Origin of the sequence: Cupriavidus sp. a3, from assembly GCF_051015765.1 — a bacterium.
Lineage (GTDB): Bacteria > Pseudomonadota > Gammaproteobacteria > Burkholderiales > Burkholderiaceae > Cupriavidus > Cupriavidus oxalaticus_A.
Genome location: NZ_CP170643.1, coordinates 4,056,897 through 4,083,089, shown reverse-complemented (window position 1 = coordinate 4,083,089; position 26,193 = coordinate 4,056,897). Strand labels below are relative to the sequence as shown.

24 protein-coding genes are annotated in these 26,193 nt (G+C 67.1%); 10 read left to right on the top strand and 14 right to left on the bottom strand.

Annotated features, from left to right (window positions below; all coding sequences use genetic code 11):
* Nucleotides 1-102: 102 nt before the first annotated feature.
* From ACAD63_RS19450 to ACAD63_RS19435, 4 genes are all read right to left on the bottom strand, one after another.
* The gene (locus ACAD63_RS19450) at nt 103-1,800 is read right to left on the bottom strand and encodes an MFS transporter (protein ID WP_434033175.1); all 1,698 of its coding nucleotides are present in this window, start codon (nt 1,798-1,800) and stop codon (nt 103-105) included.
* A gap of 261 nt (nt 1,801-2,061) precedes the next feature.
* The gene (locus ACAD63_RS19445) at nt 2,062-2,391 is read right to left on the bottom strand and encodes a DUF4212 domain-containing protein (RefSeq protein ID WP_135704515.1); all 330 of its coding nucleotides are present in this window, start codon (nt 2,389-2,391) and stop codon (nt 2,062-2,064) included.
* Entirely contained in the window at nt 2,391-3,953 is a 1,563-nt protein-coding gene (locus ACAD63_RS19440) for a sensor histidine kinase (RefSeq protein ID WP_135704517.1), read from the bottom strand. Before ACAD63_RS19440 ends, ACAD63_RS19445 begins: the two co-directional genes overlap by 1 nt.
* A gap of 78 nt (nt 3,954-4,031) precedes the next feature.
* Nucleotides 4,032-4,721, bottom strand: coding sequence for a response regulator transcription factor (locus ACAD63_RS19435; protein WP_116317177.1), 690 nt, complete (start codon nt 4,719-4,721; stop codon nt 4,032-4,034).
* Between the two features lie 239 nt (nt 4,722-4,960).
* On the opposite strand from ACAD63_RS19435, the gene recA reads away from it, so the two are divergent.
* From recA to ACAD63_RS19395, 8 genes are all read left to right on the top strand, one after another.
* Complete coding sequence (recA, locus tag ACAD63_RS19430; protein ID WP_133093781.1) at nt 4,961-6,016, top strand: recombinase RecA; 1,056 nt, start codon at nt 4,961-4,963, stop codon at nt 6,014-6,016.
* A gap of 95 nt (nt 6,017-6,111) precedes the next feature.
* Nucleotides 6,112-6,579, top strand: a complete 468-nt coding sequence (gene recX, locus ACAD63_RS19425; protein WP_434033174.1) for a recombination regulator RecX — start codon at nt 6,112-6,114, stop codon at nt 6,577-6,579.
* A gap of 207 nt (nt 6,580-6,786) precedes the next feature.
* Nucleotides 6,787-7,494 carry a DUF2889 domain-containing protein gene (locus tag ACAD63_RS19420; RefSeq protein ID WP_434033173.1) on the top strand — a complete coding sequence of 236 codons (708 nt, stop codon included), beginning with the start codon at nt 6,787-6,789 and terminating at the stop codon, nt 7,492-7,494.
* Between the two features lie 91 nt (nt 7,495-7,585).
* Nucleotides 7,586-8,752, top strand: a complete 1,167-nt coding sequence (gene sucC / locus ACAD63_RS19415) for an ADP-forming succinate--CoA ligase subunit beta (protein ID WP_135704521.1) — start codon at nt 7,586-7,588, stop codon at nt 8,750-8,752.
* A gap of 99 nt (nt 8,753-8,851) precedes the next feature.
* Entirely contained in the window at nt 8,852-9,733 is an 882-nt protein-coding gene (sucD, locus tag ACAD63_RS19410; protein WP_062796940.1) for a succinate--CoA ligase subunit alpha, read from the top strand.
* Between the two features lie 253 nt (nt 9,734-9,986).
* The gene (locus ACAD63_RS19405) at nt 9,987-10,682 is read left to right on the top strand and encodes a TerC family protein (RefSeq protein WP_133093785.1); all 696 of its coding nucleotides are present in this window, start codon (nt 9,987-9,989) and stop codon (nt 10,680-10,682) included.
* A gap of 319 nt (nt 10,683-11,001) precedes the next feature.
* A complete protein-coding gene (locus tag ACAD63_RS19400; RefSeq protein WP_434033172.1) occupies nt 11,002-11,478 on the top strand; it encodes a pilin in 477 nt (158 codons plus the stop codon).
* A gap of 121 nt (nt 11,479-11,599) precedes the next feature.
* A complete protein-coding gene (locus tag ACAD63_RS19395; RefSeq protein ID WP_434033171.1) occupies nt 11,600-13,408 on the top strand; it encodes a PglL family O-oligosaccharyltransferase in 1,809 nt (602 codons plus the stop codon).
* Between the two features lies 1 nt (nt 13,409).
* On the opposite strand, the gene ACAD63_RS19390 is transcribed toward ACAD63_RS19395, so the two are convergent.
* The 4 genes from ACAD63_RS19390 to moaC form a co-directional block, all read right to left on the bottom strand.
* Nucleotides 13,410-13,916, bottom strand: coding sequence for a hypothetical protein (locus ACAD63_RS19390; protein ID WP_135704529.1), 507 nt, complete (start codon nt 13,914-13,916; stop codon nt 13,410-13,412).
* A gap of 16 nt (nt 13,917-13,932) precedes the next feature.
* Nucleotides 13,933-14,373, bottom strand: a complete 441-nt coding sequence (locus ACAD63_RS19385; protein WP_133093789.1) for a hypothetical protein — start codon at nt 14,371-14,373, stop codon at nt 13,933-13,935.
* A gap of 237 nt (nt 14,374-14,610) precedes the next feature.
* Nucleotides 14,611-15,822 carry an NO-inducible flavohemoprotein gene (hmpA, locus tag ACAD63_RS19380; protein WP_135706211.1) on the bottom strand — a complete coding sequence of 404 codons (1,212 nt, stop codon included), beginning with the start codon at nt 15,820-15,822 and terminating at the stop codon, nt 14,611-14,613.
* A gap of 157 nt (nt 15,823-15,979) precedes the next feature.
* Nucleotides 15,980-16,465, bottom strand: coding sequence for a cyclic pyranopterin monophosphate synthase MoaC (gene moaC / locus ACAD63_RS19375; RefSeq protein WP_135704531.1), 486 nt, complete (start codon nt 16,463-16,465; stop codon nt 15,980-15,982).
* Nucleotides 16,466-16,548: 83 nt separating this feature from the next.
* On the opposite strand from moaC, the gene ACAD63_RS19370 reads away from it, so the two are divergent.
* Nucleotides 16,549-18,378, top strand: a complete 1,830-nt coding sequence (locus tag ACAD63_RS19370; RefSeq protein ID WP_195430653.1) for a M48 family metalloprotease — start codon at nt 16,549-16,551, stop codon at nt 18,376-18,378.
* Nucleotides 18,379-18,405: 27 nt separating this feature from the next.
* Here ACAD63_RS19370 and ACAD63_RS19365 read toward each other — a convergent pair whose 3' ends face one another.
* The 6 genes from ACAD63_RS19365 to ACAD63_RS19340 form a co-directional block, all read right to left on the bottom strand.
* Nucleotides 18,406-18,972 (bottom strand): DUF2946 family protein, encoded by a 567-nt coding sequence (locus ACAD63_RS19365; RefSeq protein ID WP_133093806.1) that lies wholly within the window; start codon nt 18,970-18,972, stop codon nt 18,406-18,408.
* A gap of 46 nt (nt 18,973-19,018) precedes the next feature.
* Nucleotides 19,019-20,113, bottom strand: a complete 1,095-nt coding sequence (locus ACAD63_RS19360) for a YheT family hydrolase (protein ID WP_434033170.1) — start codon at nt 20,111-20,113, stop codon at nt 19,019-19,021.
* Between the two features lie 79 nt (nt 20,114-20,192).
* Nucleotides 20,193-20,633 (bottom strand): YybH family protein, encoded by a 441-nt coding sequence (locus tag ACAD63_RS19355; RefSeq protein WP_434033169.1) that lies wholly within the window; start codon nt 20,631-20,633, stop codon nt 20,193-20,195.
* Between the two features lie 18 nt (nt 20,634-20,651).
* Nucleotides 20,652-21,674: a lipopolysaccharide heptosyltransferase II gene (gene waaF / locus ACAD63_RS19350; RefSeq protein WP_135704537.1), complete on the bottom strand. Its 1,023-nt coding sequence runs from the start codon at nt 21,672-21,674 to the stop codon at nt 20,652-20,654.
* Nucleotides 21,675-21,786: 112 nt separating this feature from the next.
* On the bottom strand, nt 21,787-21,981 hold the full coding sequence (locus ACAD63_RS19345; protein WP_133093810.1) for a zinc-finger domain-containing protein: 195 nt from the start codon (nt 21,979-21,981) through the stop codon (nt 21,787-21,789).
* A gap of 95 nt (nt 21,982-22,076) precedes the next feature.
* On the bottom strand, nt 22,077-22,997 hold the full coding sequence (locus tag ACAD63_RS19340) for a branched-chain amino acid transaminase (protein WP_135704539.1): 921 nt from the start codon (nt 22,995-22,997) through the stop codon (nt 22,077-22,079).
* A gap of 192 nt (nt 22,998-23,189) precedes the next feature.
* On the opposite strand from ACAD63_RS19340, the gene ACAD63_RS19335 reads away from it, so the two are divergent.
* On the top strand, nt 23,190-26,189 hold the full coding sequence (locus tag ACAD63_RS19335) for a DEAD/DEAH box helicase (RefSeq protein ID WP_434033168.1): 3,000 nt from the start codon (nt 23,190-23,192) through the stop codon (nt 26,187-26,189).
* The last annotated feature ends 4 nt before the right edge of the window (nt 26,190-26,193 follow it).

Genomic DNA, 26,193 nt, shown 5'->3' with positions numbered 1-26,193 from the left:
TCAACACCCCCGTGCGAAGTTTTTTCGGGACACCAGCACCCATGAAAAAACGGCAGGCCGGGCGGCCTGCCGTCGTGGTCACGGTTTCGTCCCGTCGACCGTTCAGTCGTGGGCGTAGATATCCACGTCCTTGGTTTCCCGCACGAACAGCGCACCGATCACGAAGGTGATGGCCGCGATGATGATCGGGTACCACAGGCCGTAGTAGATATTGCCGTTCTGGGCCACCAGCGCGAACGAGATGGTGGGCAGCAGGCCGCCGAACCAGCCGTTGCCGATATGGTAGGGCAGCGACATCGAGGTATAGCGGATGCGCGTCGGGAACAGCTCCACCAGCATGGCGGCGATCGGGCCGTAGACCATGGTCACGTAGATGACCAGGATGACCAGGATCACCAGCACCATGATCGTGTTCATCTGCGCCGGGTCGGCCTTGGCCGGGTAGCCGGCGGCGGACATCGCGCCGCTCACCTCCTTCTTGAACGCCGCGATCTGCGCCTTGCTGGCGTCGTCGAAGCTGTGGCCATTGGCCAGCTTGGCGTCGAAGGCCTTGATTTCCTTGTCGCCGATCTTGACCGTCGCCATCGTGCCGGCCGGGGCTTCCACCACCTCATAGCTGGCGGACGACTGGGCCAGGGTACGCTTGGCGATATCGCACGAGCTGCGGAAGTCGATCTCGCGGGCGATCGGGCTGCCCTGGAACGAGCACTGCTTCGGATCCGCGGTCACCACGATCTGAGCGGTCTGCTGCGCGCGCTCCAGCGCCGGGTTGGCGTAGTGGGTCAGCGCCTTGAACAGCGGGAAATAGGTCAGCACGGCCAGCGCGCAGCCCGCCATGATGATCCACTTGCGCCCGATCTTGTCCGACAGCGAGCCGAAGAAGATGAAGAACGGCGTGCCGATCACCAGGGCGCCGGCGATCAGCAGGTTGGCCGTCTTGGCATCGACCTTGAGCACCTGCGTCAGGAAGAACAGCGCGTAGAACTGGCCGGTGTACCAGACCACGGCCTGGCCGGCGGTCAGGCCGAGCAGGGCCAGGATCACGATCTTCAGGTTGCGCCACTGCGCGAAGGACTCGGTCAGCGGGGCCTTGGAGGTCTTGCCCTCGGCCTTCATGCGCTGGAATGCCGGCGATTCATTCATCGACAGCCGGATGTACACCGACATCCCCAGTAGCAGGATCGACAGCAGGAACGGGATGCGCCAGCCCCAGACTTCGAAGGCAGGACCAGTCAGCTCGCGGCACAGCAGGATCACGATCAGCGACAGGAACAGGCCGAGCGTGGCGGTGGTCTGGATCCACGAGGTGTAGGCGCCGCGCTTGCCGTGCGGCGCGTGCTCGGCCACGTAGGTGGCGGCACCGCCGTACTCGCCGCCGAGCGCCAGGCCCTGCAGCATGCGCAGCGCGATCAGGATCACCGGGGCCGCCCAGCCGATGGTGGCAAAGCCCGGCAGCAGGCCGACGATGAAGGTCGACAGGCCCATGATCAGGATGGTCACCAGGAAGGTGTACTTGCGCCCGATCATGTCGCCCAGGCGGCCGAACACCAGTGCGCCGAACGGCCGCACGATAAAGCCGGCGGCAAAGGCGAGCAGTGCGAAGATGAAGGCCGAGGTCGGATCCAGGCCGGCGAAGAACTGCTTGGCGATGATCGCTGCCAGCGAGCCGTACAGGTAAAAGTCGTACCACTCGAACACCGTGCCCAGCGACGAGGCAAGGATCACCTTGCGCTCCTCGCGTGTCATCGGTGCGTTTTGCGCACCCCCTCCGGGTACCGCAACGTTTTGCACGTTTGCCATCTTGTCTCCTCCGTCTGGAATGGATCTCGGGCAAGGCGCGGCAACATCGCGGAAAAGGCCCGTGCCGCTGGCCGGGAGCCTGAGTTGCAGAGGATTGTGGTTCGCGAAACTTACTGAGTTCTGACAGATTCCGGCGCGCAAGTGCCAAAAATGTCGGGGTATACGCTAGCCGTTTTCAAGGGCCGCGCATGCTGCGGTGCAGCCAGTTCTGGCGCCACACGGCACCACCTGGCATTGCCGCGCGGGCGCGCCGGCATATCGCTATGCAACATCGGAGCCCGGCCCGCGCAAGGCACCCTGCGAAGGCAGGGGGGCGGGTGCGACAGCTTCGTCGGAAGCTTCGTCGGCGCGGTTCATCCGCCAGGCGTACAGCGCGGCCATCAGCACGTAGACCACCAGTGCTCCCTGGGCCCCCACCCAGAACGAGAACGGCCAGCCGAAAAAGTCGAAGCGCAGTTCGCGCGCAAACCACGCCACCCCGAAGGTCACCACGAACCAGATCGCCAGCAGCCCAACGATCCAGCGCAGGTTGAGGTGCCAGGCCTGGCGCTGGCGGGCTTCGGCGAGGTCAGCGGCGGGAACGTCGTTCATCACGTCGGAGTTTCGGTTGGGCGGCGCAATGTCACGCGGAAATGCGCACCGGCCAGGCGCGGCGATTGCTGGTAGACGTGGTCTGAAATCTGCACGTCGCCGCCGTGCTGCTGTACGATCTCGCGCACGATGGCCAGGCCCAGCCCGCTGCCTTCGGTATTGGTGCCGAGCACGCGGTAGAAGCGCTCCATCACGCGTTCGCGATCGGCCGGCGCGATGCCCGGGCCGGTGTCTTCCACGTCGAGGTAGGCAAACGGCTCGAAGGCATCGGCGCTGACCCGCACCGTCGCATGCCCGCCGCGCGGCGTATAGCGGATGGCATTGTCGAGCAGGTTGTTGAGCATCTCCGTCAGCATCAGCCCGTTGCCCAGCACCGTGACCGGGTGGTCGGCGGCGTCCAGCCCCAGGTCGATGTCGCGCGCCCAGGCCTGCGGCAGCCAGTCCTTGACCACCTCGCGCGCCAGCGCGCACAGGTCCAGCTCGCCCATGCCGCCGGTGCCGGCCAGGTTTTCCATACGCGCCAGCGACAGCAGTTGCGTGACCAGGTGCGCGGTGCGCTCGGAGCTGCCGGCGATCTGTGCCAGCGAGCGCCGCAGCTCTTCCGGCGACTGCTCGCGCTGCGCCAGCTCGGCCTGCATGCGCAGCCCCGCCAGCGGCGTCTTCATCTGGTGCGCGGCATCGGCGATAAAGCGCTTCTGCGTCTGCACCGACTGGTCCAGCTGCGCCAGCAGGTCGTTGAACGATCCCACCAGCGGCGTGATCTCCTGCGGTGCGGCGCGTTCGTCGATGGGACTGGTGTCGCCGGGGTTGCGTGCGCGGATGCGCTGCTGGATCGCGGTCAGCGGCGCCAGCCCGCGCGAGAGCCCGAACCACACCAGCACCACCGCCAGCGGCAGGATCACGAACTGGGGCAGGATCACGCCCTTGATGATCTCGTTGGCCAGGCGCGCGCGCTTGTCGAGCGTCTCGGCCACCTGCACCAGCACCGGCTGGCTGCCGCTGACATTGCGCAGGTCGACGTAGGTGTAGGCCACGCGCACATCGTTGCCGGCGATGCGGTCGTCGCGCAGCGACACCAGGCCGGCGTGGCCCTGGTCTTCTTCCGACGGCAGCGGCAGATCGTGGTCGCCGGCGATGTACTCGCCGCGCTTGCCGACTACCTGGTAATAGATATTGTCGGTCTCGTCGGCGCGCAGGATCTCGCGCGCCGACAGCGGCAGCTGCAGCGTGACGCGGCCGTTGACCTCGCGCAACTGCTGCGACAGTACGATGGCGCTGGCTTCCAGCGCCCGGTCGAACGGGCCGTTGGCGATCGACTTGGCCACCAGGTAGGTCACCGCGATGCTCATCGGCCACAGCAGCAGCAGTGGCGCCAGCATCCAGTCGAGGATCTCGCCGAACAGCGAGCGCGGCGCGGGCGTGGCGGTGCTTTCCTCCAGGTGAGGCAGTGCGTCGGCCAGTTCCTGGTCGGTGCCGGGCGTGCCAGGCGTGCCAGGCGTGGTATGGGAGGGTGGTGGCACGGCGCGGTGCGCGCGCCGCCAGGGCAGTTGCAGCAGGCTCATCTCGACGGTGGTCGCTCGGGTGCGGTCGTGCTCGCCTGCACGGGCGAGGCTAAGGTGCGGGCCGCGTCAATGGCGGCGTCAATGCTGCGCGGCCACGGCCGGCTGGAATTTTTCCAGGCAATAACCCAGGCCGCGAACCGTGGCGATGCGGATGCCGCCCACCTCGATCTTCTTGCGCAGGCGGTGCACGTAGACCTCGATGGCATTGTTGCTGACTTCCTCGCCCCACTCGCACAGGTGGTCGACCAGCTGTTCCTTGGACACCAGCCGGCCGCAGCGCGTCAGCAGGATCTCCAGCAGGCCGATCTCGCGCGCCGACAGGTCGAGCATCTGTTCGTTCAGGTAGGCGATGCGGCCGACCTGGTCGAAGGCCAGCGGCCCGTGCCGCATCAGCGTGGCGCCGCCGCCGGCGCCGCGGCGCACCAGTGCGCGCACGCGCGCTTCCAGTTCGGACAGCGCGAACGGCTTGGCCATGTAGTCGTCCGCACCCAGGTCCAGGCCCTTGACGCGTTCGTCGACGCTGTCGGCCGCGGTCAGGATCAGCACCGGCAGCATCGCGCCGCGGGCGCGCAGGCGCTTGAGCACCTCCAGGCCGGACATGCGCGGCAGTCCCAGGTCCAGGATCAGCAGGTCGAAGGTCTGGGTCGACAGGGCGGAGTCGGCACCGAGCCCGTCGGCAACATGGTCGACGGCATAGCCAGAGTGACGTAACGAGCGCGTCAGGCCATCGGCCAGCGTGTCGTCATCTTCGGCGATCAGAATACGCATGGTTGTCTCCACCTGGCCGGCATAGCCGGACGCCCGCGGAATGGGCGCGATGGGGCTTGCCAAGCATACTGTTTTTTTATACAGTACCCGCACATTCCGCTGGGGCCGCCCGGGATGCTTCCTGAGTGATGCTTCCGGAATGGCGGCCGCGCAGACAGCCGGGCCGGCGCCGGAGCCGGCAAAAGCCGGTGCCGCGCCACATGCGGCCTATTTATACACCATTTGATTCAAGGACGACCATGGACGACAAGAAGGCAGGTGCGGGCGTGAGCGCCGAGAAGCAGAAGGCGCTTGCCGCCGCGCTCTCCCAGATCGAGAAGCAGTTCGGCAAGGGCTCGATCATGCGCCTGGGCGACGGCGAGGTCGAGAAGGACATCCAGGTGGTCTCCACCGGTTCGCTCGGCCTGGACATCGCGCTTGGCGTCGGCGGCCTGCCGCGCGGCCGCGTGGTCGAGATCTATGGTCCGGAATCGTCGGGCAAGACCACGCTGACGCTGCAGGTCGTGGCCGAAATGCAGAAGCTGGGCGGCACCTGCGCCTTTATCGACGCCGAGCACGCGCTGGATGTCAGCTACGCCGGCAAGCTGGGCGTGAACGTCGGCGACCTGCTGATCTCGCAGCCGGACACCGGCGAGCAGGCGCTGGAAATCACCGACGCGCTGGTGCGCTCGGGCTCGATCGACCTGATCGTGATCGACTCGGTGGCGGCGCTGGTGCCCAAGGCCGAAATCGAAGGCGAAATGGGCGACTCGCTGCCCGGCCTGCAGGCCCGCCTGATGAGCCAGGCGCTGCGCAAGCTGACCGGCACCATCAAGCGCACCAACTGCCTGGTGATCTTCATCAACCAGATCCGCATGAAGATCGGCGTGATGTTCGGCTCGCCGGAAACCACCACCGGCGGCAATGCGCTGAAGTTCTACGCCTCGGTGCGCCTGGATATCCGCCGCATCGGCTCGATCAAGAAGGGCGACGACGTCATCGGCAACGAGACCAAGGTCAAGGTGGTCAAGAACAAGGTCTCGCCGCCGTTCCGCGAAGCCTTCTTCGACATCCTGTACGGCCAGGGCATTTCCCGCCAGGGCGAGATCATCGACCTGGGCGTGGACGCCAAGATCGTCGAGAAGTCGGGCGCGTGGTACAGCTACAACGGCGACAAGATCGGCCAGGGCAAGGACAACGCGCGCGAATACCTGCGCGAGAACCCGGACATCGCCGAAGAGATCGAGAACAAGGTGCGTGCCGCGCTGGGTGTGGCGCCGACCAACGTCGTGCCGGCCGAAGTGCTGGAAGACTGAGCGCCAGCCCGCCGCTGGAGCAACCGGAAGGGCCGGGGCATCGCCGATGCGCCGGCCTTTTTGTTTAGGCCCACGGTGGAAACTTCACGACCTCAATGGCCACGCGTCCCCCCCTGTCCCTGAAGGCCCGCGCCGTCGGCTACCTGTCGCGCCGCGAGCACAGCCGCGCCGAGCTGGCGCGCAAGCTGGCGCCCCATGCCGAATCGCCGGAGCAGCTCGAGCAGCTGCTCGATGCGCTCGAGCGCGAGAACTGGCTGTCCAACCAGCGCTTTGCCGACAGCCTGGTCCATCGCCGCGGCGCCCGCTATGGCGCGGCCAGGGTGATGCAGGAAGCCAAGACCCACAAGCTGGACAGCGAACAGCTGGGCGAACTGCAGGAAAGGCTGCGCGCCACCGAGACCGAGCGCGCCCGCGAGGTCTGGCGCAAGCGTTTCGGCGTGCCGCCGGATACGCCGGAGGCACGTGCCAGGCAGATCCGATTCATGGTGGCGCGGGGATTCTCCCGGGCGGTGGTCAGCAAGATCATCCAGGGCGCTGACGAAGCGTACAGCGAGGACGACTGAGCGTCTGTGTGCGGTAGTATCCGCATTCGTCGGTTCATTACCTGCACTGCAGTCAGGGTGTCATTGGCGCGCCATTGCCCGACAATGCGGCGCGACAGTCGCCGCACAAGGATGTTCCCGGGCAAACCAGCGCGGCATGTTAAACTCCCCGGGTTATTCGGTGCTCCGGCGCCGCCGTTCCCAAGCCCCCAGTATTCCAGCCTGGCCATGCCTCTGTCCCAGCCCGTCAACCGCTCCTTGCGCCATCGCCGTGCCATTACGGCCGAGGCGTACCAGAGAGAGGACGGCCTGTGGGATGTCGAGGTGCGCCTGACCGACACCAAGCCCCGCGACATCGCACTTGCCGGCGACCGTATCCGCCCGGTAGGCCAGCCCCTGCACGACCTGTGGCTGCGCGTCACGATCAACGAAGACATGACGGTGCTGGATGCCGAGGCGTGCTCCGACTGGGTGCCGTACCCGTCGCAGTGCGACACCATCGGCCCGACCTACCGCAAGCTGATCGGGCTGAACCTGCGCAAGGGCTTCCGCAAGGCCGTGCGCGAGCGCCTGGCCGGCATCAACGGCTGTTCCCACCTGACCGAAGCCGCCGGCGTGCTGCCCAGCACCGCGATCCAGGCGTTTGCCGGCGAAGTCATCAGTATCCGCGACAACGGCGAGGACGATCCGAATCCGGAGCCGCCCTATCAGTTGCACGGCTGCCACGCGCTGCGTTTCGACGGCGAGGTGGTTCGTGAGTTTTACCCGCGCTGGTATGGTCACCAGCCGACGCCCAAGGCAAGGGCCGAGGCCGCACCTGCCGTCGCAACCGCGCCTCGGGCGCCCGCCGTGGCCAATGGCGACCGCGGTGGTCAAGCCAACGACGACGGCAACGACGCTGTCCCGGCCGACAGGCCAACCGGCACTTCCGGCTGATTCTCAGGATCAGCCAACCAGACGAGAGAGTTCGTCTCCTTTTTCAGATTTCTCCCTTCTACCTTTTACGCCTACCCGAAAGGAAACACGCATGAATATCCATGAGTATCAAGGCAAGGAAATCCTGCGCAAATACAATGTGCCGGTTCCGCGCGGCATCCCCGCGTTCTCGGTTGACGAGGCCCTGAAGGCCGCAGAACAGCTCGGCGGCCCGGTGTGGGTTGTCAAGGCGCAGATTCATGCGGGTGGCCGCGGCAAGGGCGGCGGCGTCAAGGTTGCCAAGAGCATCGAAGACGTCAAGACCTATGCGTCGAACATCCTGGGCATGCAGCTGGTCACGCACCAGACTGGTCCGGAAGGCAAGAAGGTCAACCGCCTGCTGATCGAAGAAGGCGCCGACATCAAGAAGGAACTGTACGTTTCGCTGGTGGTGGACCGCGTTTCGCAGAAGATCGCGCTGATGGCGTCGAGCGAAGGCGGCATGGACATCGAAGAAGTCGCTGCCCACACCCCGGAAAAGATCCACACCCTGATCATCGAGCCGTCGACCGGCCTGACCGACGCTGACGCCGACGACATCGCCCGCAAGATCGGCGTGCCCGACGCGAGCGTGGCGCAAGCCCGCCAGGCCCTGCAAGGCCTGTACAAGGCGTTCTACGACACCGACGCCTCGCTGGCCGAAATCAACCCGCTGATCCTGACCGGCGACGGCAAGGTCATCGCGCTGGACGCCAAGTTCAACTTCGACTCGAACGCGCTGTTCCGTCACCCGGAAATCGTCGCCTACCGCGACCTGGATGAAGAAGACGCCAACGAAATCGAAGCCTCGAAGTTCGACCTGGCCTACATCTCGCTGGACGGCAACATCGGCTGCCTGGTGAACGGCGCCGGCCTGGCCATGGCCACCATGGACACCATCAAGCTGTTCGGCGGCGAGCCGGCCAACTTCCTCGACGTGGGCGGCGGTGCCACCACCGAGAAGGTGACCGAAGCCTTCAAGCTGATGCTGAGCAACAAGAACGTGCAGGCCATCCTGGTCAACATCTTCGGCGGCATCATGCGTTGCGACGTGATCGCCGAAGGCGTGATCTCCGCTTCCAAGGCCGTGCACCTGACGGTGCCGCTGGTCGTGCGCATGAAGGGCACCAACGAAGACCTCGGCAAGAAGATGCTGGCCGAGTCGGGCCTGCCCATCATCTCGGCCGACACGATGGAAGAAGCCGCCCAGAAGGTGGTGGCCGCTGCCGCTGGCAAGTAAGCCGTCGCACGAACGCAACCATACGCGAACGCGAGCGGTGCGCTGGCGCTCTATTGAGCTCCCGCGCGCGCCGCTCGTAGCCAAGCAAAGGATTACAGCATGTCGATTCTGATCAACAAAGACACCAAGGTCATCACCCAGGGCATCACCGGCAAGACCGGCCAGTTCCACACCCGTGGCTGCCGCGACTACGCCAACGGCAAGAACGCCTTCGTCGCAGGCGTGAACCCCAAGAAGGCCGGCGAAGACTTCGAAGGCATTCCCATCTACGCCAGCGTCAAGGACGCCAAGGCCCAGACCGGCGCAACCGTGTCGGTCATCTACGTGCCGCCCGCAGGCGCCGCTGCCGCGATCTGGGAAGCCGTTGATGCCGACCTGGACCTGGTGGTCTGCATTACCGAAGGCATTCCCGTGCGCGACATGATGGAAGTCAAGGACCGCATGCGCCGCGAGAACAAGAAGACCCTGCTGCTGGGGCCGAACTGCCCGGGCCTGATCACGCCGGACGAAATCAAGATCGGCATCATGCCGGGCCACATCCACAAGAAGGGCCGCATCGGCGTGGTGTCGCGCTCGGGCACCCTGACGTACGAAGCCGTGGGCCAGCTGACCGCGCTGGGCCTGGGCCAGTCGTCGGCTGTCGGCATCGGTGGCGACCCCATCAACGGCCTGAAGCACATCGACGTGATGAAGATGTTCAACGACGATCCGGAAACGGACGCCGTGGTCATGATCGGTGAGATCGGCGGTCCGGACGAAGCCAACGCGGCCAACTGGATCAAGGACAACATGAAGAAGCCGGTGGTTGGCTTCATCGCTGGCGTGACCGCGCCTCCGGGCAAGCGGATGGGCCACGCCGGCGCGCTGATCTCGGGCGGTGCCGACACCGCCCAGGCCAAGCTGGAAATCATGGAAGCCTGCGGTATCAAGGTGACCAAGAACCCGTCGGAGATGGGCCGCCTGCTGAAGGCGATGCTGTAAGGTCCTGCTTGCCGTTCCCGCTGTGGCGGGAATGACAGACTAGTGATGCCCCCGCCATCGGCGGGGGCATTGTTTTTGCGGCGGGTGATCCTGGCGCCGTGAAAGCCCCGAAAGATTACAGGATTGAAATGTAATCGAAAGGTTCGTGGGTTAAACAGTCATGCCTGCGCTTTCAGACATCCGAACACCCGTCAGATGACGGGGCGCGCCAGTACATAAAACCGCCACCACATAGAACTCGAGGAGCCTCCCAGTGGAACTGCTGTCTTCCACCACTTTCTGGATTGCGTTGGGATCGATCATCCTGACCAACATCGTCCTGTCCGGCGACAACGCGGTGGTGATCGCGCTCGCCTCGCGCAACCTGCCGCCCGCCCAGCAGAAGAAGGCCATCTTCTGGGGCAGCGCCGCCGCCATCATCATGCGCGTGGTGCTGACCGTGGCCGCGGTCAAGCTGCTGAGCCTGCCGTACCTGAAGATCGTCGGCGCCGTGCTGCTGGTCTATATCGGCGTGCAACTGCTGACCGGCGATGACGACGAGGAAGGCCACGACGGCAAGGACAATATCTGGGCCGCCATCCGCACCATCCTGATCGCCGACCTGGTGATGTCGCTCGACAACGTGGTCGCCGTGGCCGCCGCCGCGCAGAAGGGCCCCGAAGGCAGCCAGCTGATGCTGCTGATCATCGGCCTGGGCCTGTCGATCCCGCTGATCGTGTTCGGCAGCACGCTGCTGCTCAAGGTGATGGAGCGCTTCCCGGTCATCATCGTGCTGGGCGCCGCGCTGCTGGGCTACCTGGCTGGCGAGATGCTGGTCAGCGACCCGGTCGATGCGGCCTGGTTCGAAGTCCACGTGCCGCATGCCCACCTGGTATTCGGCGCCGCCGGCGCGATCCTGGTGGTGATCATCGGCAAGCTGCTGAGCCGCCGGCAGGCGCAGACGGCCTGACGGGGTATTGCATCGCAGGGAAGGGCGGCCGGGTGGCCGCCCTTTTTTGTTGCTCTCCTGGCAGACGTCCCTGTCGGTGCGATATCCAACTAACTCATGTGAGTGATCGCACTTTTTGTCGCTTCTGCAGGTGGTAGCGCGGGCAGGTGACAAAATTTGGCGCATGCGGCGGGCTTTCCGCTGCCGGGTGACGAAATTTGTCGCTTTTTGTCCCCTGCGGACGGGGGATATGGCTGGCACGCTTACTGCTGAATAGGCCCCGCGTCACGAAACCGAAGACGTGCAACGCTTAACCAAAATCTCTTCGAGGGGTCAAATCATGCAACGGGTACAACTGAAGAAACTGGGCCGTCGTGTCCAGAAGGGCTTTACGCTGATCGAACTGATGATCGTGGTGGCGATCATTGGTATTTTGGCGGCGATCGCGATTCCGCAGTACAGTGATTACACGTCGCGGACCCGTGCCGCCGGTGCGATGGCGGAAATCGCCTCCATTAAGACTGCAGTCGCCATGTGCGCTCAAGAAACGGGGACTGTGACGGGCTGCAATGGCGGCACCAACGGTATTCCGGCGCCGGTCGTGTCGGGCAACATTACCGCTGTTGGGGCTCCGGCGGTCGCGGTTCTCAATGGCGCAATCACCGTTACCACGGCAGCAACTGCCGCGGGAGCAAACCTCACGATCGTCACTACGCCGACGGCTGCAAACGGCGCCGCAAACGTTACTTGGCTCAATACAGGTACGACTTGCAACGCCACCCGCGGCTTCAAGCCGGGCGCTGGCGATTGCCCCTAAGATTGCATGAATGTGATTGCCTTGGGGCAATAGGCCTTATTTCTTGATTGAAGCGCCTTCGGGCGCTTTTTCTTTGGCCGGCTCAAGCTATCATGCGCCTTTCCCTAAAACTGGCGCCTCAATGCCGCCGTCCCGGACAACCCTGCCGTCGGCTGCCCTCATCGCAGCAATCGTCTTCCCGCTGCTAGTCTCCCGGCATACGCTCCCACTCGCGACGTTCTACGGCGAATGGACCGCCGCGTGCTGCGCGCTGGCCCTGGTTGCGTTCCTGTCGCTCCGCAAGCCCGCCACCCCAGCGGCATCTGCGACGATCTCGCTGCCGTGGGTAGCCTTGCTGTTCTTCTGGCTCGCCGCCGTCGGTCTGATGCGCACCGCCCTCGGTCACGCCGATATCACCGGCAGCGCGACCCTCACTGTCCTGTCACTGTTCCTCGGCGCAGCCGTGACATGCGCCGCATGGTCATACCGCCGCAGTCAAGCATCCGAGACACTCAACGCCGGCGACACCCTGGCCATCGCCTTCCTGATCGCCGGCCTGCTCGGCACCGTCACACAGTGGGTCCAGCTCTTCCATCTTGAGCGCAGTGCCTTCGGCCTCGTTTCCACCTACTTCTACGATGACAACCGCCGCCTGTGGGGCAACCTGAACCAGCCCAACCACCAGGCCACCGTGCACGGCCTCGCACTGGTTGCGTCAGTCTGGCTGGCATCGCGCGGCAGGCTGCGTTTCCCGATGTGGCTGGTAGCGGTAGCACTGCTGGAGAGCGGCATCGTGCTATCGGGATCGCGCACCGGCGTGCTGCATGTTGGTCTTGCCGCGCTCTACGCGCTGGTTGCTGCCTGGCTGGCACGCGGCACGCTGCGCGAGACGGATCCGATGCGGCGTACGACCGGACTGCTGGTGGCCGCGGCCGCCATGATCGTGATGCTGCTGGTGCTGCAGCCAGCGATCCGCGCCACCGGCCAGCTGCTCGACTGGCGCTTGTTCGACACCATCGCGCAACTGGAAGCCGAAGACCAGATGTCCGCACGTGGCGCGCTATGGTCGCATGCATTGGCGATGTTCCGCGCGCATCCATGGCTCGGTGTCGGCTGGGGCGAATTCGGCTGGGCGCAATTCACCCAGTTGCCGCAGGTCGGCGTGAAGGTGGAGATGTCCCTGCATGCGCATAACGCTGTGCTAGACCTGCTGGCCAAGACCGGCGTCGCGGGCACGCTCGGCGTCGCGCTGATTCTCGCAGCGTGGCTATGGCGCGTGGTGCGGGCGCGGCTCTGGCAGGCAGAAAACGGCGAGCGCCGTGAAGCGGTGCTGATGCTGACGTGGCTGGCGATGCTCTGCGCGCATTCGATGCTGGAATACCCGCTGCACTACCTGTACTTCTTCCTGCCATTCTGTTTCCTGCTGGGCTGGCTCGAGCCTGCCGCCGCCGGACCATGGCGCGTTCCGGTCAGTGTGGCGAAGGGTCTCAGCGTGGCCTGCATTGCGCTTGCCGTCGCCATCCTGGCAACCATGTGGCAAGACTACCGCCGCGCCGAAGCACGCGAGTATGCCGCCAGCGAAACCCGCAACACCTTGCCGATGCCGCGCTTCTGGTTCCGCCAGCATGCGCAGGCCGATGCCGCGGGCCTGGTCGTGATCACGCCGCAGAACGCAGCGCAACTGTTGCCCGCGCATATCGCCGCGGTGCACTTGCTGCCGACTCCCACGATGATCGCGCGCACGGCGTGGCTGCTCGCGCTGACCGGCGATGCCGCGCAAGGCCGGCTGTGGATGGAGCGGTTGCGCTGGTACTACCTGGGCGATGAAGCGACGCAATACGCCGAGATCGCCAAGGCATGCAGCGAGTTGTCCGAGGGCGAGCGCCCGCAGGCGTTCTGCGCCTGGGTCACCGATCGCTCGCGCCGGTTCTCCGCGTGGGGACGCAACTGACCTAGTAGTAGGGCACGTAGTAGGCCGGCGGGGGCGGCGCGTAGTAGTACCGCGGCGCAGGAGCCGGCGCAGCGGCCACCCGCCCCGGTACCGGCACGCGGTTGCCGCTGGCATACATGCACTGCACGTAGGCGGCGTCGTATTGCCGCTGCGTGCCGTAACCCGCGTACTGCGCGTTGCCGGCGCCGACCGCGGCGCCTGTCAGCAGGCCCAGGCCCGCGCCGACCGCCGCGCCCGATCCGCCGTCAAAGGCTGCGCCAGCCGCAGCGCCCAGCGCGGTGCCCACTACCGCACTGCCGACTGCCGCGTTGTTGGCCGCCTGCGAGGAAGTCACGCCGCCGACCTGCCCAAAGGCGAACTGGCGGCAGTTGTAGTCGTCGGCGCGGAACTGGTCGAAGCTCTTGCCGGTGCCCGGCAACGCCATCACGCTGGGGCCGGAAGGCATCACGACGCAGGCGCCGAGTGTCAGGGTCGCCACGGCAAGCGTGGCGCGGGTCAGGACTCGCATGCTGTGCTCCACGCTGTCAGTAATTGGCCGGCGGCTGGGCCGGCACTCGCTGCCAGCCGCCCGGGCACGATTGCACGTAGGGGTAGTAGCCTTCCGGCTCGTTGCAGTGATACCACCAGCCCTGGTCCTGCGGTACAGACCGCTCGGGCCCCGGGGCAGGCACCGGCCCGTTGGGGCCCTGCTCGACGTATTGAGGTGGCTCGGCCGGCACGGCAACGGCCGGAGCCGGGTAGTAATAGGGCGCAGGGTAGGCAGGGTAGTAATACGGGTAGCCGCCGAACACGACGCTGGGGCCGAAATAGAAGCCCACGCCGACACGCGTCTTGATCATGCCGCCGCGTGTGTCCGCGTCATGCCAGCCGGCATTGTGGAAATCGGCTCGCCCGGCAAGGGCGGCGCCGCTTGCGGCCGTGGCCGCCAGTGCCAGTACCAGCTGGCAGAGCTTGCGCCCGTTCATGGTATTCACCTTTCCCCCGCGTGGCCGAAAGGCTCGCCGCGGGCAGTGGCAGCCGGCCGCGACATGCGCCGGCCCGCAATCGTATTGAATACCAAATTGTCGTGCGCAGGCGCTGCGGCGGCGCATGTGGAAATGTGGCGTTACCTTTATTACCGAGGAACGACAGACTGGCCGGACGCCGTGAACCGGCGCGGCATGACAAGTCCGTCGTTCCCGGATGCGCCCATGCGTGCCGGCCTATTCGGCAAACAGGTCCGGACCAAACACCTCGTAATGAATGCGCGCTTCATGGACGCCAAGATTCTTCAGTGCATCATGCTGCATGCGCATGAAGGGAATCGGGCCGCAGATGTAGTAGTCGGCGTCGGGCAGCAGGATCGACTTTTCGATCAGCTTGACGTCGACCAGCCCCGCATAATCGTAGTCGCGCCCTTGCACGTCCTCAGGCAGGGGCTGGTCATAGAAAACGATCAGTTCGAAGTTCTCATAGGTCTTCGCCGCCTCGCGCAGCTTGTCTCGCATGGCATGCACTGCACTATTGCGCGCGCCATGGGTGAAAACGACTTTCCGCGGCGGCGCCTGCAGCGCGGTCTTGAGCATGCTGATCATCGGCGTCAGCCCCACGCCGCCGCTGATCAGCACAATGGGTGTCTTGGCGTTGACGTCGATATGGAAACTCCCATATGGCGTAGCCAGCTTTACCTCGTCGCCGACATTGACGTGATCGTGCAGCAGGTTTGAAACATAGCCAGGAGGCTGGGTGCCGCCGCCTTCCCGTTTGACCGAGATCCGATAGCTGCGCCCGTTCGGCATATCGGACAAGCTGTACTGGCGGATTTGCTGCAGGCCTAGCGCGGGCACGTCGACGGCAATGCTGGTGTATTGACCGGGTTTGAAGTTTGCTACCGGCTTGCCGTCGACCGGTTCGAGAATGAAGGACGTAATCACGCCGCTCTCGGGGCGCTTCTCGCGGACCACAAAGGACCGCCACCCGGTCCAGCCGCCGGTCTGTTCGGCCGAACCTTCATACAGCGCGCTTTCCATGCCCATCAGGACGTCGGCGAGGTTGCCATAGGCTTGCGCCCACGCTGAGATGATTTCCTCGGTCGCTGCGCTGCCCAGGACTTCCTTGATGGCCGCCAGCAGATGCTCGCCGACGATCGGGTACTGCTCCGGCTTGACGCCCAGGCTCGCGTGCTTGTTGGCAATGTTGTTCAGCACGGCCATCAGGCTGCTCGGGTCTTCGATATTCTCCGCATACGCGTAGACCGCCCGCGCCAATGCCTGCTGCTGCTCGCCCCGTTCCTGATGCGCCATGTTGAACACATTCTTAAGTTCGGGGTGCGCTTCGAACATGCGCTTATAGAAGCACTTGATAATGTCGTAGCCGTGTTCCGCCAATACCGGCGCGGTGGCTTTCACAATGTCCTTTGTCTTCTGCGTCAGCATTGCGTCTCTCCTTTGGCAAGGTGATGGGAGCCAGGCGGGGACGCTGGGTCCATGCGGGCGCGAAGCGCGTTTCCCGGCTGCCCTGAGCAATGTCTAGTCTAGGTGCCGCGATTGCCGTTTGGCGCGTGCCGATCCACGGGCGCTGCAGCCAGGCCGCTCACTGGCCGGCGGCCGCCACCCAGTCGCCCGACTTGCCGCCATGCTTTTCCAGCAGCTTCACGTTGCCGATCACCATCCCCCGGTCCACCGCCTTGCACATGTCGTAGATCGTCAGCAGCGCCACCTGCACTCCGGTCAGCGCTTCCATCTCGACGCCGGTCTGGCCGCGGGTCTCGGTGCGGACGGTGCAGGCGACGGTGGCGCTGGCCTCGTCGAGCGCAAAGTCGACCGCGACCTTGGTCAGCCCGATCGGATGGCATAGCGGGATCAGGTCGGCGGTGCGCTTGGTGGCCATGATCGCGGCCACGCGCGCGATGCCGAGCACGTCGCCCTTCTTGGCACTGCCGTCGCGCACCAGCGCGAAGGTGTCGGGCAGCATGGTGATGGTGCCGGTGGCCACGGCTACGCGGTGCGTGCTGGCCTTGTCGCCGACGTCGACCATGTGGGCCTGGCCGGCGGTATCGAAATGGGTGAGCTGGGTCATGGCAGGGCTTGGTGCAGGAGGCCTTTGGCGGGGAGGAGAACCGTCTGATGGGAACGGCCACCGGAGGCCGCTATCATAGCAACATGCCAAAACAACCATCGCTTCGCAGGTCTGCCGCGCCCGGCCATTGTGCCGCTGCGGATGCCGCGCCTGCCGGTTCGGCGTCACATCATGGTCGCCCCGGGTCGCCATGGCGGCGGTCGCTGGCTGCGCTGCTGGCGCTGAGCATGGCGTCGCCGGCGTGGCCGCAGGCGACGACGCGAACACCGGCCGCTGCCCCGGCCTCTGCCGCGGCCGCGCCGGCCAGGCCGGTCGCGTCCATGCGGGCGCCGGAGCCGGTGCCATCATTGTCCGGCGAGGCGAGCGACCAGGTCTACGACAACCTGAACCGCAGCATCAAGGCGGGCCAGAAGTCCGAGTTCGGCCTGCGCACCAACAATCCGGTGGTCGAGAGTGGCGGGGTGCAGCTGCCTGACCTGGGCGACCCGTCCACGGCATCGCTGTCGCCCGACATGGAAAAGCGCCTGGGCGACCGCATCATGCGCGATATCCGCCGCGATCCGCTGTACGTGCCGGATCCGCTGCTGTCGGACTACCTGAACGCGCTCGGCTACCGGCTGGTGCAGGCGGCGCGGCGGCAGAATATCTCGGGCTCGACCGGCGCCGGTACCTTTGCCACCGGCTTTGACCTGTTCGCGGTGCGCGACCGCAGCATCAACGCCTTCGCGCTGCCGGGCGGCTATATCGGCGTGCATACCGGGCTGCTGGTGCAGTCCGATACCGAGTCGGAACTGGCCTCGGTGCTGGGCCATGAAATCGGCCACGTGATGCAGCGCCATATCGCGCGCGGCATCACGTCGCAAGACCAGTCGATGTGGATTGCGCTGGCGTCGATGGTGCTGGCCGGCCTCGCCGCCACGCGCAGCCCCGATGCCGCGGCGGCGCTGGCGATGGGCGGGCAGGGCGCCGCCGTTGCCAACCAGCTGTCCTTCTCGCGCGGCGCGGAGCGCGAGGCCGACCGTGTCGGCTTCCAGATCATGACCGCGGCGGGCTTCGACCCGCAGGGCATGCCCGATTTCTTCGCGCGGCTGCAGCGCGTGTCCGGCATCTCGGAAAGCTCGGTGCCGTCCTATGTGCGCACCCACCCGCTGACTTCGGAGCGTCTCGCCGACATGCAGGACCGCGTGAGCCACGCCAACGCGCGCAAGGTGCCCAATACGCCCGAGTACGAGTTCGCCCGGATGCGCGCGCGCGTGATCCAGGAATCGTCGCCGAGCGATCTGCAGGCCTTGCGCAATGCACTGCGCGCGCAGCTGCCGGGTGCCTCGACGCTGCGGGCGCCGGCGCTGCACTACGGCCTTGCCTTCACCGAGCAGCGGCTCGGCCGTGCCGCCGCCGCCGAGCAGGAATTGGCCGAGGCGCGGCGGCTGTACGGCACCATCCCGGGCGCAAGCTCGGGCAGCCCCATGCTGGACGTGATGGCGATCCAGCTGGCGCGCACGCAGGGCCGCGTGCCCGAGGCGCTGGCACAGGCCACGGCCTCGATGAAAGCCTTCCCGCTCTCTCATGCGGTATCGGTCGCCTATGCCGAGACCCTGCTCGGCTCGGGCCGCTATGAGGAGGCGGTGCGCTTCCTGCGCGAACGCACGCGCCAGGAAACCAGCCGCAGCGATTGGTGGGAGATGCTGGCGCGCGCATACGCCGGCCAGGGCAAGCGGGTGCAGCAGCACCAGGCGCTGGCCGAAAAATATGCGATGGATGGTGCCTACCAGGCTGCGATCGAACAGCTGCAGATCGCGCGCAAGGCCGGCGACGGCGACTTCTATACGCTGTCCGAGGTCGACGCCCGCCTGCACCAGCTGGAACGCCAGTATCGCGAGGACAAGCAGGACAGCAAGGGCATACCGAACTGAGGCAGGCCCGGCCAGGGCCGGGCGGTGTCAGGCCGCCGGCTGGCGCACGAAGCCGAAGCGCTTCGGCACTTCGCTCTCCGCGATCGGCTCGATCGGCAGGTCGTGGCCGTCGTGGTGGAACAGGCCGAGTTCGGTGCCGCAGGCCTCGCCGTGCCAGGTGCTGCTGCCGCTGAAGGTTTCCAGGTCATGGTCGTGCAGCAGTGCCACCTGCGTGCCGTCCACGCCGTCGACCTTCCCCGACAGCACCACGTTGCCATGCTCGTCCGCGTAGCAGGATTGCAGCGCAAAGGGCTGGTGCGAGGTTGTGCAAAGCGCGCCCTGGTGCAGCCGCACGATCCACGGCGCGTACGCCAGCGCCACGAACACCTTCTGCGGCCCGTTCTGGAAATACCACGCGCCGCGCTCGTCGCACAGGTAGTTGCGCTCGATGAAGGCGACCAGCGCTTCGTTGCGCACCGGCTCGCCGGACAGGCCGTGCTGCTGGGCGTATTCATTGCGCAGGCGCCACTGCCCGCGCCGGTCCAGCGCGAGCCAGCCATAGGCGTTGGGCACGTTGGGCCAGCGCGCCATGGCTTGCCTGACGATGTCGTCCATCTCCGTCTCCTCTGCCGGCAAGGCGCCACGCACGCCGCCGCCGGCTTTACATCATGCTGTCGAAAAAGCGCAGGATCCGCGCCGGCAGCCATTCGATATGGCCGCCGAACGCTACCCCCGACTGGCTGTCGGGCAGCCACAGATGGCGCCGCCAGCCTTCATGCGGGGTCATGAAGCCGACATGGCCGCCGTGCTCCGGCTGTTCCAGCCAGACCTGCGGGCTGACGTCGGCGGGGCCGGGCAGGTGCCGGCCGGGCAGGAACGGATCGTTGCGCGCATTGAGCACCAGCGTGGGCACGGCGATCGCGCCGAGCACCGGCTTGCTGGCGGCGCGGCGCCAGTAGTCGTCGGTATCGGCATAGCCGTGCAGCGGCGCCGTAACCACGTTGTCGAAGGCGTACAGGTCGCGGCTGGCCAGCATCGCCTCGCGGTCGAACAGCCCGGGGAACTGCTGCAGCTTGGCCAGCGACTTGCGCTTGAGCGTCTGCAGGAACATGCGCGTATAGAGCATGTTGAAGCCGGCCGACAGCGCCGCGCCGCCCGCGGCCAGGTCCAGCGGCGCCGAGATCGCGGCCGCGGCGTGCACATGCCCGGCACCGCTGCCGTCCTCGCCCAGCAGGCGCAGCAGCGCGTTGCCGCCCAGCGAGATGCCGACCACCAGCAGCTTGCGGCCCTGGGCGCAGTGCTGGCGGTGCACGCGTTCGAGCACCCAGCGCAGCTCGGCCGAGTCGCCGGAGTGGTAGAAACGGGGCGCCAGGTTGAGCTCGCCCGAGCAGCCGCGGAAATGCGGGACCACGCCCTGCCAGCCGCGCGTGCCCAGTGCGTGCATCAGTGCCTGCGCGTAGTGGCTGCCGGAATCCCCCTCCAGCCCGTGGAACATCACCACCAGCGGCGTGTCCGGCTGCACCGCGTGGGTGGTCCAGTCCAGGTCGATGAAGTCGCCGTCAGGTGTGTCCCAGCGCTCGCGCCGGAACGCCACGCGCGGCGGGCGGCGCGTGAAGCGGGCGGGGATGATGGTCTGGGCATGGCCGCCGCGCAGCCACCAGGGCATGGCGATGCCGTCGCCGTAGCCGTGACCATGCTCGTGCGGCGCGGCGGCGACAGGCAAATGGTGCGTCAGGAGATCGGGGCGCTGCGTCATGCCAGCTCGGTAATACAGTCTTGCGGTCTTGCAGTCCTGCCCGGTTGCAGCCGGGCCGCGCGGCCGGGCAGGCAAAGGCTCAGTGCAGCGCCTGGCCGGGTGCCGCAGCCACCGCGGCCACCTGCACGGCGTTGGCCGGGCTGCAGTGGACATGCGCCAGGCGCCAGCCTTCGTGGTTCTGCATCAGCACATAGGTGGTGTGCACGTACAGGTCGGCCTCGACCCGGTCGCTGCCAAAGCGCAGCGCCTCGGTCACGTCGAAGATCGACACGGCCATCGATGCGTGGCTGCTGGTTTCGATCGCATCGACCAGCACCGGCTGTTCTTCCAGCAGATGCGAGAACGCCTGGCGCAGCTGTTCGTGGCCAATCATGCGCTGGCCGTCGGGCAGCACGCAGGTGATCGAATCCTCGTCCAGCCACAGGCGCAGCGCGCCCTCGGCATCGCGCTGCTTGAGCGCCTCGCGGAAGGCTTCGACGATGTCTTCGGCAGAATCGAACAGGCGGGCAAAACGAGGCATGGTGGCAGTGTCAGGGTATCAGGGCCGGTGCAGCAGCTTGCGCAGCTCAACGAAGACCATTTCGGGTTCGATCTCTTTCAGGCAACGCAGGTGGCCCAGCGGGCACTCGCGCTTGAAGCACGGGCTGCACTCCAGCTGCAGCCACATGATACTCGCAGCCTGTGACAGCGGCGGCGTGTGGCGCGGATCGCTCGAGCCATAGACCGCCACCTGCGGCCGGTTCAGCGCCGCGGTCACGTGCATCAGGCCGGAATCGTTGCAGACCGCGGCCTCGGACAGCGCCAGCAGGTCGACGGCATCATCCAGCGAGGTCTGGCCGCACAGGTTGCGCACGAACGGTGCGTCCTTGACGATCTCGGCGGCGATCTCGGCGTCCTTGGCCGAGCCCAGCGTGATCATCTGCGCGTACGGGTAGGAGCGCCGCAGCATCTGCGCCAGTTTGGCGAAGTGGCCGGCCGGCCAGCGCTTGGCGGGGCCGTACTCGGCGCCCGGGCAGAACGCGATCACGCGCGTGTGCGGGGCGATGCCGAAGCGCTCGGCGGTGGCCGCCACGCGCGCCGGGTCGATGCGCAGGCGCGGCTCGGAGAGGTTCTCGGGCAAGCGCGCGCCGGGCTTGAGCGCGAGCCGGGCATAGTGCTCGACCATCGGCGGACGGTGGTCGCGCGGCGGGTTGGCATGGCGCACGTTGAGCATGCCGAAGCGCGCTTCGCCACGGTAGCCGATGCGCAGCGGAATGCCGGCCAGCCACGGAATCAGCGCCGACTTGAGCGAATTCGGCAGCACGTAGGCGAGGTCGTAGCCTTCGTTCTTGAGCTGCTGCGCGAACATCAGCCGCGCCGACAGCTGCAGCTTGCCGTGCGCCAGGTCGGACGGGAACACGCGGCCGATCTCGGGCATGCGCGCGAGCACGGGCGCCACCCACTTGGGCGCGAGGGCGTCGATGACCAGGCGCGGATGGCGCGCCTTGAGCAGCGCGAACAGCGGCTGCGCCATCAGGGCGTCGCCGATCCAGTTGGGGGCGATGACGAGGGCTTTCTTCATGGGCGGGGCGCGGAGGGCCGGTTCGCCGGCGCAATCGCCGGGAACAGCAACGCCCCGGAGCACCAACTGGGGGCCCGGAGCGTCAGGGTCGTGCGAAAACCGGCGGCTCGGATCAGTGGTGGCCCTTCAGCACGGTGCCCGGCCTGAGCTTGTAGACGGTACCGCAGTACGGGCACTTGGCTTCGCCGGTGTCGGCCACGTCCAGGAACACGCGCGGGTGGTAGTTCCAGGCCGGGGTGTTGGCGGTGGGGCAGTGCAGCGGAATGTCTTCGGCGCCGATTTCGATGATGGTGGCGGTTTGCGTCATGGTGTTGCGGGGATTGAGGCTTGCTGTTCGTCAAAACAAGGCGTGCCCCGCGCGCACGGCGGCGGGTGCGGGGCACGAGGGCTGGCGGCCGGTGCTCAGACCAGCGTCAGCCACTTCCTGTACTTTTCGTTGGTGCCGCCCACGGCGGCAAAGAACGCGTCCTGGATCTGCTTGGTGACCGGGCCGCGGCGGCCTTCGCCGATGATGCGGTCGTCCAGCTCGCGGATCGGCGTGACTTCGGCGGCGGTGCCGGTGAAGAAGGCTTCGTCGGCGCAGTACATCTCGTCGCGGGTGATGCGCTTCTCGCGCACCTCGATGCCCAGGTCGCGCGCGATGGTGAGCGTGGCGTCGCGCGTGATGCCGTCCAGGCACGAGGCCAGGTCCGGGGTGTAGATCACGCCGTTGCGCACGATAAAGACGTTCTCGCCCGAGCCTTCGCTGACGTAGCCCTCGGTGTCGAGCAGCAGCGCTTCGTCATAGCCCAGGCCGGTCGCTTCCTGGTTGGCGAGGATCGAGTTGATGTAGTAGCCGCTGGCCTTGGCGCGCACCAGCGACACGTTGACGTGGTGGCGGGTGAACGACGAAGTCTTCACGCGGATGCCGCGCTCCATGCCTTCCTCGCCCAGGTAGGCACCCCACGGCCACGCCGCGATCGCCACGTGGATGGTGTTGCCCTTGGCCGACACGCCCAGCTTTTCTGAGCCGATCCACACGATCGGGCGGATGTAGCAGGATTCCAGGTTGTTGGCGCGCACCACTTCGCGCGTGGCGGCTTCCAGGGTGGCCTCGTCGAACGGCATGGCCATCTGGAAGATCTTGGCGGAATTGAACAGGCGGCGGGTGTGCTCTTTCAGGCGGAAGATGGCGGTGCCTTCGGGCGTCTTGTAGGCACGCACGCCCTCGAACACGCCCATGCCGTAGTGCAGCGTATGCGTCAGCACGTGGATCTTGGCGTCGCGCCATTCGATCAGCTTGCCGTCCATCCAAATCTTGCCGTCGCGATCCGCCATCGACATGTCTGTTCTCCCAGCGCCGTGAAAGTAGCAAAAACGACATTGTAAGCCCGGGGGGCATGGGTGCCAACGCGAGTGGCGGGGGGAGAGCGTACGAAACCAGCGCCGCGGCGGACTAGAATCCTCATTTCCGTGCGTTTGCCGGCTCGACGGTTGCATCGTCAGGGCCTGCTTCCGACGCCAGTCCATTTCGTCGTGCCTTTGACCACACATTCCGACCCGCATGCCGAACCCGGCCAGCCTGGCTGGGAGCAGGCGCTGGAAGCGCTGCGCGCCCTCGCCAGCGCCGAACCCGTCGCCGCCGGCGAGAGCGGCCGCCGCCTGCTGTGGGCGCTGACGCTGGAGCCGGACGGCGCGGTGGCCACCATCGAGCCGTTGGAGCAAGTGCGCGGCGCGCGTGGCTGGGGCAAGCCCAGGCCGGTGCCGCTGGCGCGCGTGGCCGAGGACGACCGGCTCGAGCCGTGGGACGCGCGCGTCGCGTGCGCGATCCGGCGCGATGCCTCGCACAACCGGCGCTATGTGCTGGACCGCGCCGCCGCCGCCATGGCGCTGGTCGGCCACCCGGCCGTGGTGCTCGCCCACGCGCCGGCGCAGACACTGGAGGTGGTCGAGGACGCGCCCGCGCTGGAGGCCGTGCACAGCGCTGGCCGCTTCGTGCTGCGCCTCTATCCGCCGCTGCGCGAGGCGCCGGCGATGGAGGCCCTGCTGCCCGCCGCGGCGCGCCAGGAGGCCGAGGCGCTGCGCCAGGTCACGGTGCTGCGCGACGGGCCGCACCGGCTCAAGGTGCTGCGCTTCACCCCGGCGCAGTTCGACGCCGCGCGGCTGATCGGCGACGGGCTGGCGATCCCGGAGGATGGCCAGGCCCAGCTCGATCGCACGCTGCGCGCGCTGGCCGGCCATTTCCAGGTCCACGCCGACCAGGCTGCCGGCTCGCGCACGGTCGAGGCCGAAGCGCGGCTGCGCGCGGAGGTTGCGCCGATCGGCGGCGTGGCCGGGCGCGGTATCACGATGCGGCTGGTGGTCACGCCGCTGGGCCAGCTCGGGCCCCGGCTCGCGCCGGGCGCGGGCAGGGAACGCCTGATGGCCGCGGTGCGCGGCGAGACGCTGGTCACGCAGCGCGATCTCGATGCCGAACTGGCCAGCGTGGCCGAGGTCTTCGCCGCGCTGCCGGTGCTGGTCACGCAGTCGCCGCCGGGCGGTGAATATACCTGGACGCTGGACGATCCCGAAGACGCGCTGACCGTGCTGGAGGCGCTGCCCGGCCTGCCCGCGGTGCAGGCTGTGGAATGGCCGCGCGGCAAGGAAATCCGCATCGTGCCCGCCGACCTGCCGCAGCTCGGCGTCCACATCGAAAGCCGTGGCGCCTGGTACCGGCTGGCCGGCGAGCTGCGCGTGGCCGAGGGGCTGGTGCTGGAGCTGGGCAAGCTGATCGACTGGACCGGCAGCCACGCCGGCCGCTTCGTGCCGATGGGGCAGGGTGTCTTCGTGGCGCTGACCCGCGCGCTGCGCGGCCAGTTGCGCGACCTGGCGTCGGTGGCCGAACGCATTGCCGACGGCATCCGCGTGCCGCAGATGGCCACGCCGTGGCTGGACGACGTGCTGGCCGGCGCGGGCATCGATCCCGACGCCCACTTCCGCCAGCGCATCGCCCGCCTGCGCGCGGCGCGCGACACGCCAACCACCGTGCCCGCCACGCTGGCGGCGGAGCTGCGCCCCTACCAGGAAGCCGGCTACCGCTGGGCCATGACGCTGGCCGCCTCGGGGCTGGGCGCCTGCCTGGCCGACGACATGGGCCTGGGCAAGACCGTGCAGGCGCTGGCGGTGCTGGTGGCGCGCGCGGCCGGCGGCGCCGCGCTGGTGATCGTGCCCACCTCGGTGTGCGGCAACTGGGCCGCCGAAGCGCGACGCTTCGCGCCGACCCTGAATGTCCAGGTCTATGGAGAGGGTGCAGAGAATGCGCGCGATACGCTGCTGGCTCAGGCAGGCCCACATGACCTGGTGATCGTCTCGTACACGCTGCTGCAGCAGGCGCGCCAGGATTTCTGCGCGCGCGACTGGCATACCGTGGTCGCTGACGAAGCGCAGGCATTCAAGAACGCCGTCACGCGGCGCGCGCAGTCGATGTTCGAGCTGCAGGCGGATTTCCGCATGGCATTAACCGGCACGCCGGTGGAAAACCGGTTGGCCGAGCTGTGGTCGGTGATGCGCTTCTGCAACCCGGGTTTGCTGGGCTCGCTGGCCCGTTTCAACGAACATTTTGCCAATCCGATCGAGCGCGGCGGCGTGCGCGAGGCCCGCCAGCGCCTGCGCCGCATGATCGCGCCCTTCGTGCTGCGCCGGACCAAGGCCCAGGTGCTCGACGAACTGCCGCCGCGCACGGAGCTGGTGATCCGCGTCGAGCCCGACGCGGTCGAAGCCGCGCACTACGAAGCGCTGCGCCGGCAAGCGCAGACCCAGGCCGAAGCCGCGCTGGCGTGCGTGGAGGCGGCGCGCAAGGCCACGCAAGGCGCGCCTGCAGGGGCAAAGGCGCGCGCCCTCGCGCAGGCGCAGCAGCAATCGCAAGCGCGCATCCATGTGCTGGCGCAGATCATGCGCCTGCGCCGCGCCGCGTGCGACCCGCGCCTGGCCACGCCGGAAATCGGCAGCCAGCTGCGGGAGGGGGAAGAGGGCGCCAAGCTGCGCGCCTTCGTCGCTCTGGCGAGCGAACTGGCCGCCAGCGGCCATAAGACGCTGGTGTTCAGCCAATTCGTCGATTTCCTGCAGCTGCTGCGCCAGGGCCTGGAGCGCGCCGGGCTCGCGCTGCAGTACCTGGACGGCGCCACGCCGGCGGCCGAGCGCACGCGCCGCGTGGCCGCCTTCCAGGCGGGCGAGGGCGATGTCTTCCTGATCAGCCTGAAGGCAGGCGGCTTCGGCCTGAACCTGACCGCGGCCGACTACGTGATCATCGCCGACCCATGGTGGAACCCCGCCGCCGAGGACCAGGCCATGGGCCGCGCGCACCGCATCGGCCAGCAGCGCCCCGTGACGGTGTACCGGCTGATCAACGCCGGCACCATCGAGGAGCGCATCGTCGACCTGCACCGCGACAAGCGCGCGCTGGCCGACGGCTTGCTGGAGGCGGATGACGAAAGCACTGCGGGAACCGGTGCGCCATTGCCGGATATCGACGACCTGGTGGGCCTGCTGCGCCGCTGAGCGT